Here is a 14,065-nt window from a genome sequence, read left to right on the forward strand (position 1 = left end):
TCGTTTCAATATCGGGTCGGAGTTCAGGCAGGAAGGGCAGAGACGATGAAGCTGGGATTGCAGCTGGGATATTGGGGCGCTCAACCGCCGCAGCACCACGGCGAGCTGGTTGCCGCCGCCGAGGAGGCCGGATACGACGCCGTTTTCACCGCCGAGGCGTGGGGTTCGGACGCCTACACACCGCTGGCCTGGCTGGGTTCGTCGACGTCGCGGGTGCGGCTGGGCACCTCGGTGGTGCAGCTGTCGGCCCGCACCCCGACGGCGTGCGCCATGGCGGCGCTGACGCTCGACCACCTGTCCGGTGGCCGGCACGTCCTCGGACTCGGTGTCTCCGGCCCGCAGGTGGTCGAGGGCTGGTACGGCCAACCGTTCGGCAAGCCGCTGGCCCGCACCCGGGAATACATCGACATCATCCGGCAGGTATGGGCGCGCGAGGCGCCGGTGACCAGCGCGGGGCCGCACTACCCGCTGCCTTTAAAGGACGGGGTCCGGGGGCCGGCAACGGGTCTGGGCAAGCCGCTCAAGCCCATCACCCATCCGCTGCGGGCCGACATTCCGATCATGCTGGGCGCCGAGGGGCCGAAGAACGTCGCGCTGGCCGCCGAGATCTGCGACGGCTGGCTGCCGATCTTCTACACGCCGCGCATGGCCGACACCTACAACGAGTGGCTCGACGAGGGATTCGCCCGGCCCGGTGCACGCCGCAGCCGCGACGACTTCGAGATCTGCGCGACGGCCAACATCGTCATCACCGAGGACCGCGCGGCGGCATTCGCGGCCATGAAGCCCTACATCGCGCTCTACATGGGCGGGATGGGGGCCGAAGACACCAACTTCCATGCCGACGTCTACCGCCGGATGGGTTACGCCGAGGTGGTCGACGACGTGACCAAGCTGTTCCGGAGTGGACAAAAGGACGGCAAAGAACGAGCGGCGGAAATCATCCCCGACGAGGTGATCGACGACGCCGCGATCGTCGGCGATGTCGACTACGTGCGTAAGCAGATCAAGGTTTGGGAGGCGGCAGGCGTCACCATGATGGTGGTGTCCGGCCGCAGTACGGAGCAGGTCCACGAGCTGGCGAGCCTGATCTGACACTTACGCGCAGCGCAGTAGAACACGTTCCAGTTTTCTTGCCAGGGGCTTAGAACACGTTCTAGATTGTCCGGATGACACGCCCGACGACCATGCAGCGCGCTGAGCAGCCGGGCAATAGACATCGGTCCGGCGGGTCAGCCCAGCGGATGGGCGTCGCCGAACGTCATCTCGACGTGGCCGACCGATCCGGAGACCATCGCCCGCTTGGGGAGGCCCAGCGACGCGAGCTCCTTGGCGTAGGCGTGATCGCCCAGTCGCAACGTCGCCCCGCCGGGCCGGCCGCGCAATCCGCGCACCCGCATCTCCCAGGGCACTTCGCGGGTGGTGCCGTCGGCAAAGGTGTAGGTCTTGAGCACCTGCGGCCTGGCGGTGAACATCGAGGGCACCGGCAATCCGCGGGCGAAGTCGATGCCGGCGATGTGCGCGCCGTCGGCGCTGACGTCGAATCCGAACCGGCCCTGCTCGCGAACGGTGAAGTCCGCCATGATCTTCGGGAATCCCCAGATCGAGCGGCCGGCTTCCAAAGTGAAACTCTGGTCCACGGGCAGATGGTGGATGAACGCGGCCGCATCACCCAGTGCCCGCCAGCCGCGCGCCGTCGAGCCGGGCGGGTTCACCATGACGGCGGTGCCGAATTCGTGGTACTTCCCCAGATCGCCGTCGATGTAGCGCGCCAGCATCAGGTTCACCACCGCCCGGCCGGGGCGGTGCTGGCAGACCTGCAGGCCGCTGTATTCGATAAGTTGTTGTGCGGCTTGCGCATCCACCGAAAACATCGCGGTGTGCACGTCCGCTTTCCGTATCCGAACCGGCATGGTGAGGACTGTCCCCGCAATGGTGTGTTGTGACTCAGGCATGCCGGTAACTGTAATCCGCTCGTCAATATCTGGAGGCTGTAGATGACTTCGACCATCCCGGACGCTATCTCGAACATCGACCTGACCGACGGCAATTTCTACGGCGACCGTCGCACCTCGCGCGAGGCCTATCGCTGGATGCGGGCCAACCAGCCGGTGTTTCGTGATCGCAATGGACTGGCCGGCGCCACCACCTATCAAGCGATCCTCGACGCCGAACGCAATCCGGAGTTGTTCTCCAGCACGGGCGGCATCCGCCCCGAGCAGCCCGGCATGCCCTACATGATCGACATGGACGACCCCGCACACCTGTTGCGGCGCAAGCTCGTCAACGCCGGTTTCACCCGCAAGCGGGTGAAGGAGAAGGAACCGTCCATCGCCAGACTGTGCGACACGCTGATCGACGCCGTGTGTGAGCGCGGCGAGTGTGACTTCGTCCGCGACATCGCCGCCCCGCTGCCGATGGCGGTGATCGGCGACATGCTCGGCGTGCTGCCCCAGGAGCGCGGCATGCTGTTGAAATGGTCCGACGACCTGGTCTGCGGGCTGAGCTCGCACATCGACCCCGAATCCGACGTCGCCCAAGCGGTGATGGCCGCGTTCGCCGCGTACACCGCATTCACCACCGAGATCATCACCAAGCGGCGAGCCGAGCCCACCGACGACCTGTTCTCCATCCTGGTCAACGCCGAGGTGGAGGGTCAGCGCTTGTCCGACGACGAGATCGTCATGGAGACGCTGCTCATCCTCATCGGCGGCGACGAAACCACGAGGCACACGTTGAGCGGCGGGACCGAACAGCTGGTGCGCCACCGCGACCAGTGGGATGCCCTGGTGCGCGACCCCTCGCTGCTGCCCGGCGCGATCGAGGAGATGCTGCGCTGGACCTCGCCGGTGAAGAACATGTGCCGAACGCTGACCGCCGACACCGAATTTCACGGCACTTCGCTGCGTGAGGGCCAGAAGATCATGCTGCTGTTCGAGTCGGGCAACTTCGACGAGTCGGTGTTCGAGGAGCCGGACAACTTCGACATCCGGCGAGACCCTAACAGCCACATGGCTTTCGGTTTTGGTACTCACTTCTGCCTGGGCAATCAGCTGGCCCGCCTGGAGCTGTCGATGATGACCGAGCGGGTGCTCAAGCGGATGCCGGATCTCAGGCTGGCCGAGGACGACTCGACCCTGCCGTTGCGACCGGCGAACTTCGTCAGCGGGCTGGAGTCGATGCCGGTGGTGTTCACCCCGAGCGCGCCGCTGAGCTGATTTGAGTTTGCGGGCGCCGAGCGTGACGCCAGGGCGATAAATCGGCCGAAAACTCGCCCTGAGTTCACGCTCGGCGAAGAAAGTCCTAGCGGCTTTTGAACTGCGGCTTGCGCTTCTCGGCGAACGCGCGGGGGCCTTCCTTGGAGTCCTCGGAGAGGAACACCGGGATGCCGTTGGCGGTGTCGGGCTTGAAGGCCTCTTCCTCGTGCATCCCCTCGGTCTCGCGGATCGTCTTGAGGATCGCCTGCACCGCCAGCGGCCCGTTGTTCTCGATCACCTCGGCGATCTCCAGCGCCTTTGTCAGCGCCTGGCCGTCAGGAACGACGTGCCCGATCAGCCCCATCGCCAGAGCCTCGGCGGCGGTGACGTGGCGCCCGGTCAGCAGCAGGTCACAGGCCACGGTGTAGGGGATCTGGCGGACCAGGCGGACCGCCGAGCCGCCCATCGGGTACAGGCTCCACTTGGCCTCGGAGATGCCGAACTTGGCGCTCTCGCCGGCGACCCGGATGTCGGTGCCCTGCAGGATCTCGGTGCCCCCGGCGATGGCCGGGCCCTCGACGGCGGCGATCAGCGGCTTCTTCAGCCTGCGGCCTTTGAGCAAGGCATCGATTCGCGACGGGTCGTAGCTGCCGTCCTTGAACGACTCACCCGGCGGCTTTGCGGTTGCCGCCTTGAGGTCCATGCCCGCGCAGAAGTAGCCACCGGCGCCGGTCAGGATGCAGCAGCGGATGTCGTCGTCGTTGTCGACGCGGTCCCAGGCCTGGACCATGATTTCCATCATTTCCGTGCTCAACGCATTGCGGCGGTGGGGCCGATTCATGGTGACGATCAGCGTGTGACTGCGCTGCTCGACGAGGGCGTCGGGGCTATCGTCCGGATCGGTCACGGGGGTCCGCCTTCCTGCATCGTTGCGCGAAACTTGCCTCGAAATGTAACACGTTCTAATTTGGTGGCCGTGGCCCTGAATATTGCCGACCTTGCAGAGCACGCCATCGACGCCGTGCCCGACCGTGTCGCCCTGATCTGCGGCGATGAAAAGCTGACCTACGCCCAACTCGAGGAGAAGGCCAACCGCCTGGCTCACTACCTGATGGAGCAGGGGGTGAAAAAGGACGACAAGGTCGGGCTGTACTGCCGCAACCGCATCGAGATCGTCATCGCGATGCTCGGCATCGTCAAGGCCGGCGCCATCCTGGTGAACATCAACTACCGCTACGTCGAGGCCGAGCTGCGCTACCTGTTCGAGAACTCCGACATGGTCGCGCTGGTCCACGAGCGGCAGTACTCCGAGCGCGTCGCGAACGTGTTGCCCGACACCCCCGAAGTCAAGACGGTGCTGGTGGTCGAGGACGGCAGCGACGCCGATTACGCGGGCTACGGAGGCGTCGAGTTCTACTCCGCGATCGCCGACAGCTCGCCCGAACGTGACTTCGGCGAGCGCAGCGCCGACGACATCTACCTGCTGTATACCGGTGGCACGACGGGCTTTCCCAAGGGAGTGATGTGGCGCCACGAGGACATCTATCGGGTGCTGTTCGGTGGAACCGACTTCGCCACAGGCGAATTCATCAAGGATGAGCACGACCTGGCCAAGGCCGCCGCGGTCAGCACGCCGATGATCCGCCACCCGATCCCACCGATGATCCACGGGGCCACCCAGTCGGCCACCTGGATGTCGATCTTCTCGGGCCAAACCACGGTTCTGGCACCGGAATTCAATGCCGACGAGGTATGGCAAACGATCCACAAGCACAAGGTGAACCTGCTGTTCTTCACCGGCGACGCGATGGCGCGCCCCCTGCTCGACGCACTGCTGGCTGCACAGGAAGGCGCAGAAGGAGAAGCGTACGACCTGTCGTCGCTGTTCCTGCTCGCCTCCACCGCCGCGCTGTTCTCGCCGAGCATCAAGGAGAAGTTCCTCGAGCTGCTGCCCAACCGGATCATCACCGACTCCATCGGGTCGTCGGAGACCGGCTTCGGGGGCACCAGCGTGGTCGCCAAGGACGCGCCCCATGCCGGTGGCCCGCGCGTCACGATCGACCACCGCACCGTCGTCCTCGACGAGCAGGGCAACGAGGTCAAGCCGGGCTCCGGTGTGCGCGGATTCATCGCGAAGAAGGGCAACATCCCTGTCGGCTACTACAAGGACGAGAAGAAGACCGCCGAGACGTTCAAGACCTTCAACGGCGTGCGCTACGCCATCCCCGGCGACTTCGCCACGGTCGAGGAGGACGGCACCGTGACGATGCTGGGCCGGGGCTCGGTGTCGATCAACAGCGGCGGGGAGAAGATCTACCCCGAAGAGGTCGAGGCCGCGCTCAAGGGCCACCCCGACGTCTTCGACGCCCTGGTGGTCGGCGTGCCCGATCCGCGCTACGGCCAGCACGTCGCCGCGGTCGTCCAGGCCCGGCCGGGCACCCGGCCCGCGCTGTCCGAGCTGGACAGCTTCGTGCGCTCCGAGATCGCGGGCTACAAGGTGCCGCGCAGCCTGTGGCTGGTCGACGAGGTCAAGCGGTCACCCGCGGGCAAACCCGATTACCGCTGGGCCAAGGAACAGACCGAGGTGCGACCCGCCGACGACGTGCATGCCGCCCACGCCACTGCGTGACCGACTTCGTCAAACGTAATCCGGCCGCACCGGCCGGCTTCTTCGCGGCCGAAGCGGCAGGGCTGCAATGGCTTTCCGCCGTAGACGGCGGCGCGCCGTGCGCGCAGGTCGTCTCGGTGGACCACGCGAGCCTGACCGTGCGGCGCCTGCGGTCGGTGAGCCCGACCCCCGAGGCGGCATGCGCGTTTGGCTGCCGGCTGGCCGTCACCCACGACGCCGGAGCGCCGGCGTTCGGCGCGGGACCGGACGGCTGGGACGGGCCGGGATTCTTCGGGCCGCTGTCGCAGCCCCTGCCGATATCGCTGCGCCGGCACCGGCGCTGGGGCGAGTTCTACGCCGAGGAGCGGCTGGCTCCGATGGCCGAACTGGCGGCCCCGCACCTGGATGCCGGCACCCGCGACGCAGTTGGCGCCGTCGCGGCGCGTTGCCGTGCGGGCGATTTCGACGACGACGACCGCCCGGCCCGGCTGCACGGCGATCTGTGGAGCGGGAACATGATGTGGACGCCCGACGGCGTGGTGCTGATCGACCCGGCCGCGCACGCCGGTCACCGCGAGACCGACCTGGCGATGCTCGCGCTCTTCGGCTGCCCGCACTACGGCGCCGTCATCGACGGCTACCAGCGGGTGCGGCCACTGAAGCCCAGCTGGCGCAACCGTATCGGGCTGCACCAGCTCTTCCCGCTGCTGGCGCACGGTCGTGCTGTTCGGCGGCGGATACGCGCAGCAGACCGATGCCGCGGCCCGCGCCGCGTTGGCTGCCTAGTCCACGGTCTAGTGTCAAACTGCGATGACGATCGACGTGTGGATGCAGCATCCGACCCAGCGGTTCCTGCGCAGCGATTTCTTGGCCTCGCTGCGCCGCTGGACCGGTGGGTCGATTCCCGACGCCGACGTGCCTATCGAGTTGACGTTGGCGGCGATGGATGCCGCCGAGGTCGAGTTCGGTCTGCTCAGTGCGTGGCGCGGCCCCAATGGTCAGGACCTGATCTCCAACGACGAGGTCGCGGAGTGGATCCGGTTGCACCCCAGCCGATTTGCCGGCTTGGTCGCCGTCGATCTGGACCGGCCCATGGAAGCCGTCCGGGAGCTGCGGCGCCGGATAGCCGACGGCGGGTTCGTCGGCCTGCGGGTGGTGCCGTGGTTGTGGAATGCCCCGCCCACCGATCGCCGCTACTACCCGCTGTTCGCCCAGTGCGTGGAATCGCAGGTGCCGTTTTGCACCCAGGTCGGCCACACTGGCCCGCTGCGCCCGTCGGAGACCGGCCGGCCGATTCCCTACATCGACCAGGTGGCACTCGATTTTCCGGAGCTGGTGATCGTCTGCGGACACGTCGGCTACCCGTGGACCGAGGAGATGGTCGCGGTGGCGCGCAAGCACGAAAACGTCTACATAGACACCTCGGCGTACACCATCAAGCGACTGCCGGACGAACTCGTCCGATTCATGAAGACGGGCACCGGGCAACGAAAAGTGTTGTTCGGCACCAATTATCCAATGATCACCCACGAGCACGCGCTGGCCGGAGTTGACGGCCTCGGGCTGTCCGATGAGAGTCGCCGAGATTTCCTGCGCGGCAACGCCCAACGAGTTTTCCGACTGGAGGCAATGAAGTGAACGGTGCCCAGGCCCTGATCAACACCTTGGTCGACGGCGGCGTCGACGTGTGTTTCGCCAATCCGGGGACATCGGAGATGCACTTCGTGGCCGCGCTGGATGCGGTCCCGCGGATGCGCGGCGTGCTGGCGTTGTTCGAGGGGGTCGCCACCGGCGCGGCCGACGGGTACGCCCGCATCGCCGACCGCCCGGCCGCCGTGCTGCTGCACCTGGGTCCCGGGCTGGGCAACGGCCTGGCCAACCTGCACAACGCGCGCCGCGCGCGGGTGCCGATGGTGGTGGTCGTCGGCGATCACGCCACGTATCACAAAAAGTATGACGCCCCACTGGAATCCGACATCGACGCGCTCGCGGGCAGCGTCTCGGGGTGGGTGCGCCGGACCGGTGACGCCTCGCAGGTCTCGGCCGATGCCGTCGAGGGCATCGCCGCCAGCCGGTGGGGTTCGCAGATCTCGACGCTGATCCTGCCCGCCGACGTGTCCTGGTCCGACGGCGCCCAGCTGTTTGCCAACCTGGAGGCAGAGCCGACGGGCGCCGATCCGCTGCTGGTGCCCGAGGTGATCGAGGCCCTCCAGTCCGGGGAGCCGACGGTGATCATGGTGGGCGGTGATGCCACCCGCCGTGCCGGGTTGGCGGCGGCCACCCGCATCGCGGCGGCCACGGGTGTCCGCGTGCTGTGCGAAACCTTCCCGACCCGCCTGGAACGCGGGGCCGGCGTCCCCGCTGTCGACCGGCTCGCGTATTTCGCCGAGGCCGCCACCGCCCAATTGAACGGCGCCAAGCATCTGGTGCTGGCCGGCGCCAAGTCGCCGGTGTCGTTCTTCGCCTACCCCGGCATGCCCAGCGACCTGGTGCCGGCCGGCTGCGAGGTACATGTGCTCGCCGAATACAGCGGTGCCGCAGACGCTTTGACCGCCCTGGCCGATCAGCTGGCGCCCGGCACCGAAGCGCCGGTGGCTGCCGCGTCGCGTCCCGAGCTGCCGACGGGCGCGCTCACCTCCGCGTCGGCGGCCGACGTGATCGGCGCGCTGATGCCCGAAGGCGCGATCGTGGTCGACGAGTCGAACACCTCGGGCGTGTTGCTTGCGGGAGCGACCGCCGGGGCACCGGCGCACGACTGGCTGACCCTGACCGGCGGCGCGATCGGCTACGGCATCCCAACGGCCGTCGGCGCCGCGGTGGCCGCCCCGCATCGTCCGGTGCTGTGCCTGGAATCCGACGGTTCGGCGATGTACACGATCTCGGGATTGTGGACCCAGGCCCGCGAGAACCTGAACGTCACCACCGTGCTGTACAACAACAGTGCCTACGACATCCTCCGGATCGAGCTGCAACGCGTCGGCGCGGGGTCGGCCCCCGGGCCCGAAGCGCTCGCGCTGCTCGATTTATCAGATCCCACAATCGATTTCGTGAAGATCAGCGAGGGCATGGGGGTGCCCGCCCGGCGGGTCACCACCGCCGAGGAATTGGCCGGTGCGCTGCGCACCGCCTTCGCCGAACCCGGCCCGCATCTGATCGACGCCGTGGTGCCGTCAATAACGGGCTAGGCTGGGCAACCGGCTCAGCAACCAGTCCGTCATCGTGTTCACCACGTCGACGCCCGTCTCGAACGCGCCGTCGTCCGCGTCCGCCGCGAGCGCCACGCCCCATTGGCCGGACGGCGTGGGCACGATGCCGAACTGGCGGACCAGGTATCGGTCGTGCGCGCCGGGGCCCCAACCACCCTTCGCGGCAAGGCCTTTCGCGGCAAGCCCCCACTGATCGCCGGGGACCAGACGTTGCATCAGGTCGATCACCTCGACGGCGTCGGGAATGGTCGACACCTCAGCGGCGAAGCGCGCCTGGCGCTGCAGGCTCCACTGGGTCTGGCCGAACGCGGTGAATCCGCGGCGAAGCCTTCGTGATTCGACCACCGTCGCCGTGTCACCGCCTTCGGCCACCACGACCTGAACGCGCCGCGCCGCGTCCGCCGGCTCGCCGAGCTGCGACCACAGCTGTTCGGACGCGCGATTGTCGGATTCGGTGATGGCCTTGGTGACCAGGTCGCGCGCGCCCAGCCAGTCGTTGCGCAGCGCCGCGATCGCCAGGGGCACCTTGATCGTCGACCAGGCCACGCCCGACCACCAGCTGCCCAGCGAGAAGGTTCGGTCCGGACGGGCGACGGCGACGCCGACGTTCGCCGGCACCGCCTCGGCAAGCTGGTCAAAGCTCGCTTCCAGCGCGAGTTCAAGGGGCCGGGCCGTCATGCGCTGGCTTCGCCGCCGGCGTGTGTGACGCTGGCGCCGCGGCGGGCGACCAGGATTGAACCGGCGATCACTACGCAGATTTTCATCAAGCGCTGAGTTTACTGCGGCACCGGCGCATCCGGCGGCAATGCCGGCCCCCGGCCCTGGCGGGGGATCTCCCACACCGGGTCGCCGCAGTCGACGCCCTGGGCGGCGAGCTGTCGCTTCAGCACCTTGAAGGTCACCGTCCGCGGGAGCTCGGCGCAGACCCGGACATACGACGGCCATTGCTTGGGGCCCAGGTCGGGTTGTTCGGCCAAAAAGGCGCGGAACTTGCCGTCGGCGAACTCGGTGCCCGGCGCCATCACCAAGGCGGCCATCACCTGGTCGCCGACTATCGGGTCCGGCACCGGGTACACCGCGACCTCGGTGACGTCGGGGTGGCGCAGCAACACTCCTTCGATCGGGGCCGCGCCAAGGTTTTCGCCGTCGACGCGCATCCAATCACCCAGCCGCCCGGCGAAGTACGCGTAGCCGGCCTCGTCGCGGTAGGCCAGGTCGCCGCTGTGGTACACCCCCCCGGCCATCCGCTCGGCCTCGGCCGCCTCGTCGTTGTAATAGCCCTCGAAACGTCCCCGCCCCGCGGTGTTGACCAGTTCGCCGACCACACCGGGCGGGCACGACGAGCCGGTATCGGGATCGATGATGTCGACGCCCTCCGGCAGTGGGCCCAGCGATCCCGCCGGCGTGTCGGGCGTGCGCGCGATGGCCACCCCGCCTTCGGTGGAACCGAACCCGTCCTGCACGACGCATCCGAACCGGCGCGCGAAGCGCTCGATGTCATCCGGCACGCCCTCGTTGCCGTAGACCGCGCGCAGCGGGTTGTCGGCATCGTCGGGTTGCTCGGGCGTGGCGAGCACATACGACAGCGGCTTGCCCACGTAATTCGCGTAGGTGGCGCGGTAGCGACGTACATCGACGAAGAAGTTCGACGCGGAAAACTTGCGCCGCAACACCATTGACCCCTCGCAGGCCGCCGCCACCGCCCAGCCCACCAGCACCGCGTTGGAATGGAACAGCGGCATCGACACGTAGCAGACATCGTCGGGCCCGAGGCTGAAACGCCGTGACATCGTCACGCCCGCGATCGCGACCTTGCCGTGGCTGCACTTGACCGCCTTCGGCTCGCCGCTGGTGCCCGACGTGAAGATCAGCATGAACAGATCCGCAGGCGAGGCGGCCGGGAAAGACAGCCGCGCGTCGCGGTGCGCGGCGACCTCTTCCGCCCACTCCGGTGAGTCGGCGTTCAGGTGCTCGATGCCGTCCAGCGTCTCCGACGATGCCGAGTCGGCCAGCACCAATTGGCAATCGGCGCGGGCGATGTCGCGCCGCAGCGCCGCGCCGCGGCGCACCGGGTTGAGTCCCACCGGCACGATCCCCGACATTCCCGCCGCCACCAGCATCGCCGAGAAGAACGGAGTGTTCTCCAACAGCACGCCGACGTGTGGCGGCCGGCCGGGGTCGAGCCGCTCACGCAACGCCGCGGCGATCGCGGCGCCGTGCTGCAGGTGATCGCGCCAGCTGGTGAACGAGTCCTCGAAGTAGACACCGCGATCGTCGATCTCGGCCAGCGGCGCCAGCAGCTTGGCTACCGTCAGGTCATCGGTGAGTTCCATTGCGCCTAAGCAGGCGTCTCGGCCAGCTCCCGGCCGATCCGGCGCAGCTGTCCGGTGGCACCGCCGAGGGCGAACTCGGCCTCCTTTGCGGCCAAGAAATAGCGGTGCGCCGGGTGGTCGGTGTCGACGCCGACGCCGCCGTGCACGTGAACGATGGTGTGCGCCACCCGGTGGCCGGCGTCCGCCGCCCAGAACGCCGCGTTCGCGACGTCCATCTCGGCCGGAATGTCTTCCGAGACCCGCCAGGCCGCCTGGGTCAGCGTGAGCCGCAACCCCTTGACGTCGATGTAGCCGTCAGCCAGCCGTTGCGACACGGCCTGGAAGCTGCCAATGGGGCGGTCGAACTGCTCACGCACGCGGGCGTATTCGGCCGTCATCTGCAGGCCCCGCTCGAGTACCCCGAGCTGGAAAGCGCTGCGGCCCAACGTGCCCAGCGTACCGAGCCACGTCACGACCTCGGCGTCGCCGACCTTACGGCTGTCATCGACCTCGACGCCGTCCAGCGCGAGGTGCCCGACGCTGCCCAGCCCGGTGGTCTCCAGTGCGGTCACCGTGATACCGGGATCGTCGGCGGCGACCAGGAAAACCGCGGTGCCGGAATCGGTTTCGGCGGGAACCAGGAATGCGTCGGCCACCGGGCCGAAGTGGACCTGGGTGCGCGTCCCGGTCAGCCGGTAGCCCGCGCCGGCGCCGGCCGCCCGCACGGGGCCGTCGCCCATCTCGCCGTCGAGGGCCACGCTGAGCGTCTTCTCGCCGTTGACCGCCGGTGCACCCCAATCTTGCTGCAGCTCTTCGGAACCGAACCGGGCCAGGGCGCCTGCGGCCAGCACCACCGACTCCAGATAGGGCACCGCGGCCAGCTGGTGTCCCAGCGCGACCAGGATCGCCATCTGCTCGAGCGCACCGAACCCGTCGCCGCCCAGCGAGGAGGCCGACGCGCTGGACAGGATGCCCGCATCGATCAGCTTTCGCCACAGGTCGCGGTCGAACCGCTGATCGAGCCCGTCGAGCTCACGCTGATGGTCGGGGGTGCATACCGAGTCCACGATGGTGTCGACCAGGTTGCCGAGGTCGTTCGCCGCTTCGGTGGTGGTGAAATCCATGAACGTCCGTCTTTCTATTCCGTAGCGGCTCAGCGGTTCCGGGGCAGGCCGAGTGCGACCATGCCGATGATGTCGCGCTGCACTTCGTTGGTGCCGCCGCCGAAGGTCAGAATCAGGCAGGCCCGGTGCATCCGCTCGACCCGGCCGCGCAGCAACGAGCCCGACGAATTCTGGCGCACCGTCGCAGCGGTACCCAGCACCTCCATCAGCAGCCGGTACGCCTCGGTGGCCAGTTCGGTGCCGTACACCTTGGCCGCCGAGGCGTCCGCCGGGTTCAGGGCTTCACTTGACGCCGAGGCGAGCTCCCAGTTGATCAGCTTCAGCACTTCGGCTTTGGCGTGCACGCGGGCCAAGTTGATCTGCACCCATTCGGAGTCGATCAGGCGGGCGCCGCCGGCGTCCTTGGTGTTCTGGGCCCATTCGCGGACCTCGCGCAGCGCCACGATGATTGGTTGCGCCGAGACCAGGGCGACGCGCTCGTGGTTGAGCTGGTTGGTGACCAGCTTCCAGCCGCCGTTCTCCTCGCCGATCAGGTTGGTCACCGGGACGCGCACGTCGGAGTAGTAGGTGGCGCTGGTGTCCACCCCGGCCATGGTGTGCACCGGTGTCCAGGAGAAGCCTTCGGCGGTGGTCGGCACCGCGATCATCGAGATGCCGCGGTGTTTCTTGGCCTCGGGGTTGGTGCGCACGGCCAGCCACACCCAGTCCGCGTAGGCGATGAGGCTGGTCCACATCTTCTGGCCGTTGATGACGTAGTCGTCACCGTCGCGCACCGCGGTGGTGCGCAGGTTTGCCAGGTCCGTGCCGGCGCCGGGCTCGGAGTAGCCGATCGAGAAATGCAGTTCGCCGGCGGCGATCTTGGGCAGGAAGAACGTCTTTTGCTCGTCGGTGCCGAAGGCCATGATGGTCGGCGCCACGCTATTGATGGTCAAAAACGGCACCGGCACGCCGGCGATGGCGGCTTCGTCGGTGAAGATCAGCGAATCCATCGGGGAGCGGTCCTGCCCGCCGTACTCCTTGGGCCAGTTCAGGGTGAGCCACCCGTCCTTGCCCATCTGCGCGACGGTGTCGCGGTACGCGGTGCCGGTCCCGACTTCGCCGCCGCCCGACGAGGTCAGTGCCTCCCGGCGCTCGGGGGTCATCAGCGTGGTGAAGTACGACCGCAGCTCGCGACGCAGCTCCTCTTGTTCCGGGGTGTAACTGATACGCATTTCGGCCGTCCTTGAAGTTACCGACGTTCGGAGTGACAAGCCTCGTCATGGGCTGCCGCAACTCGACCAACGGCTACCCGTTCGCCTCCCCGGTTGTAACACGTTCTAGTCTGGGAATCCAGCGGCCGTTTCCCCAGAGGTGTCGGGGTCCTATGGTGGACCTACATACCGATGAGGCGAGTCCTGCGGTGAAGTCCAGGTTCAAGGAGGGTGCTGTGCGGGTGATCGTGGACCGTGACCGGTGCGAAGGCAACGCAGTGTGTTTGGGAATTGCCCCAGATATCTTCGACCTGGACGATGAGGACTACGCGGTGGTGAAGCTCGACCCCATTCCCGGCGATCAGGAGCAACTGGCCGAGCAGGCGATCGCGGAGTGCCCGCGCGCGGCGCTCCAGCGCGGCGACTAA

The 14,065-nt window shown here is 67.7% G+C and carries 12 protein-coding genes and 1 pseudogene; 7 read left to right on the plus strand and 6 right to left on the minus strand.

The window, feature by feature from the left end:
* Window positions 1-45: 45 nt before the first annotated feature.
* Window positions 46-1,095, plus strand: a complete 1,050-nt coding sequence (locus OQ789_RS01110) for an LLM class F420-dependent oxidoreductase (RefSeq protein ID WP_324682861.1) — start codon at window positions 46-48, stop codon at window positions 1,093-1,095.
* Between the two features lie 137 nt (window positions 1,096-1,232).
* Here the strand turns inward: OQ789_RS01110 and OQ789_RS01115 are convergent, their stop codons facing one another.
* On the minus strand, window positions 1,233-1,955 hold the full coding sequence (locus OQ789_RS01115; RefSeq protein WP_324682863.1) for an acetoacetate decarboxylase family protein: 723 nt from the start codon (window positions 1,953-1,955) through the stop codon (window positions 1,233-1,235).
* Window positions 1,956-1,997: 42 nt separating this feature from the next.
* Between OQ789_RS01115 and OQ789_RS01120 the strand changes: the two genes are divergently transcribed.
* Entirely contained in the window at window positions 1,998-3,218 is a 1,221-nt protein-coding gene (locus OQ789_RS01120) for a cytochrome P450 (RefSeq protein ID WP_324682865.1), read from the plus strand.
* A gap of 85 nt (window positions 3,219-3,303) precedes the next feature.
* Here the strand turns inward: OQ789_RS01120 and OQ789_RS01125 are convergent, their stop codons facing one another.
* Complete coding sequence (locus OQ789_RS01125) at window positions 3,304-4,104, minus strand: crotonase/enoyl-CoA hydratase family protein (protein ID WP_324682867.1); 801 nt, start codon at window positions 4,102-4,104, stop codon at window positions 3,304-3,306.
* Between the two features lie 63 nt (window positions 4,105-4,167).
* Between OQ789_RS01125 and OQ789_RS01130 the strand changes: the two genes are divergently transcribed.
* From OQ789_RS01130 to OQ789_RS01145, 4 genes and pseudogenes are all read left to right on the plus strand, one after another.
* Window positions 4,168-5,826: an acyl-CoA synthetase gene (locus tag OQ789_RS01130; RefSeq protein ID WP_324682869.1), complete on the plus strand. Its 1,659-nt coding sequence runs from the start codon at window positions 4,168-4,170 to the stop codon at window positions 5,824-5,826.
* Window positions 5,823-6,591, plus strand: a pseudogene (locus tag OQ789_RS01135) (fructosamine kinase family protein). The gene OQ789_RS01130 and the pseudogene OQ789_RS01135 overlap by 4 nt, the downstream one beginning before the upstream one ends.
* A 24-nt stretch (window positions 6,592-6,615) precedes the next feature.
* Complete coding sequence (locus tag OQ789_RS01140; RefSeq protein ID WP_324682871.1) at window positions 6,616-7,443, plus strand: amidohydrolase family protein; 828 nt, start codon at window positions 6,616-6,618, stop codon at window positions 7,441-7,443.
* Window positions 7,440-8,990, plus strand: coding sequence for an acetolactate synthase large subunit (locus OQ789_RS01145; RefSeq protein ID WP_324682873.1), 1,551 nt, complete (start codon window positions 7,440-7,442; stop codon window positions 8,988-8,990). The genes OQ789_RS01140 and OQ789_RS01145 overlap by 4 nt, the downstream gene beginning before the upstream one ends.
* Here OQ789_RS01145 and OQ789_RS01150 read toward each other — a convergent pair.
* The 4 genes from OQ789_RS01150 to OQ789_RS01165 form a co-directional block, all read right to left on the minus strand.
* Window positions 8,976-9,689 (minus strand): hypothetical protein, encoded by a 714-nt coding sequence (locus OQ789_RS01150; RefSeq protein ID WP_324682875.1) that lies wholly within the window; start codon window positions 9,687-9,689, stop codon window positions 8,976-8,978. The genes OQ789_RS01145 and OQ789_RS01150 overlap by 15 nt on opposite strands.
* Before the next feature lie 98 nt (window positions 9,690-9,787).
* A complete protein-coding gene (fadD17, locus tag OQ789_RS01155) occupies window positions 9,788-11,344 on the minus strand; it encodes a long-chain-fatty-acid--CoA ligase FadD17 (protein ID WP_324682877.1) in 1,557 nt (518 codons plus the stop codon).
* A gap of 5 nt (window positions 11,345-11,349) precedes the next feature.
* Window positions 11,350-12,447 carry an acyl-CoA dehydrogenase family protein gene (locus tag OQ789_RS01160; protein WP_324682879.1) on the minus strand — a complete coding sequence of 366 codons (1,098 nt, stop codon included), beginning with the start codon at window positions 12,445-12,447 and terminating at the stop codon, window positions 11,350-11,352.
* Window positions 12,448-12,476: 29 nt separating this feature from the next.
* The gene (locus tag OQ789_RS01165) at window positions 12,477-13,658 is read right to left on the minus strand and encodes an acyl-CoA dehydrogenase (protein WP_324682881.1); all 1,182 of its coding nucleotides are present in this window, start codon (window positions 13,656-13,658) and stop codon (window positions 12,477-12,479) included.
* A 215-nt stretch (window positions 13,659-13,873) separates the two neighbouring features.
* Here OQ789_RS01165 and OQ789_RS01170 point away from each other — a divergent pair, with 215 nt between their 5' ends.
* The gene (locus OQ789_RS01170; protein ID WP_324682882.1) at window positions 13,874-14,065 is read left to right on the plus strand and encodes a ferredoxin; all 192 of its coding nucleotides are present in this window, start codon (window positions 13,874-13,876) and stop codon (window positions 14,063-14,065) included.

The sequence above is a fragment of the Mycobacterium sp. 94-17 genome, assembly GCF_035617725.1.
Lineage (GTDB): Bacteria > Actinomycetota > Actinomycetes > Mycobacteriales > Mycobacteriaceae > Mycobacterium.

What these genes read in the sequence shown, in the direction of transcription:
- OQ789_RS01140 (WP_324682871.1), top strand. Translation starts at nt 6,616, where the DNA reads ATGACGATCGACGTGTGGATGCAGCATCCGACCCAGCGGTTCCTGCGC.
- OQ789_RS01120 (WP_324682865.1), top strand. Translation starts at nt 1,998, where the DNA reads ATGACTTCGACCATCCCGGACGCTATCTCGAACATCGACCTGACCGAC.
- fadD17 (WP_324682877.1), bottom strand. Translation starts at nt 11,344, where the DNA reads ATGGAACTCACCGATGACCTGACGGTAGCCAAGCTGCTGGCGCCGCTG.
- OQ789_RS01150 (WP_324682875.1), bottom strand. Translation starts at nt 9,689, where the DNA reads ATGACGGCCCGGCCCCTTGAACTCGCGCTGGAAGCGAGCTTTGACCAG.
- OQ789_RS01110 (WP_324682861.1), top strand. Translation starts at nt 46, where the DNA reads ATGAAGCTGGGATTGCAGCTGGGATATTGGGGCGCTCAACCGCCGCAG.
- OQ789_RS01115 (WP_324682863.1), bottom strand. Translation starts at nt 1,955, where the DNA reads ATGCCTGAGTCACAACACACCATTGCGGGGACAGTCCTCACCATGCCG.
- OQ789_RS01160 (WP_324682879.1), bottom strand. Translation starts at nt 12,447, where the DNA reads ATGGATTTCACCACCACCGAAGCGGCGAACGACCTCGGCAACCTGGTC.
- OQ789_RS01165 (WP_324682881.1), bottom strand. Translation starts at nt 13,658, where the DNA reads ATGCGTATCAGTTACACCCCGGAACAAGAGGAGCTGCGTCGCGAGCTG.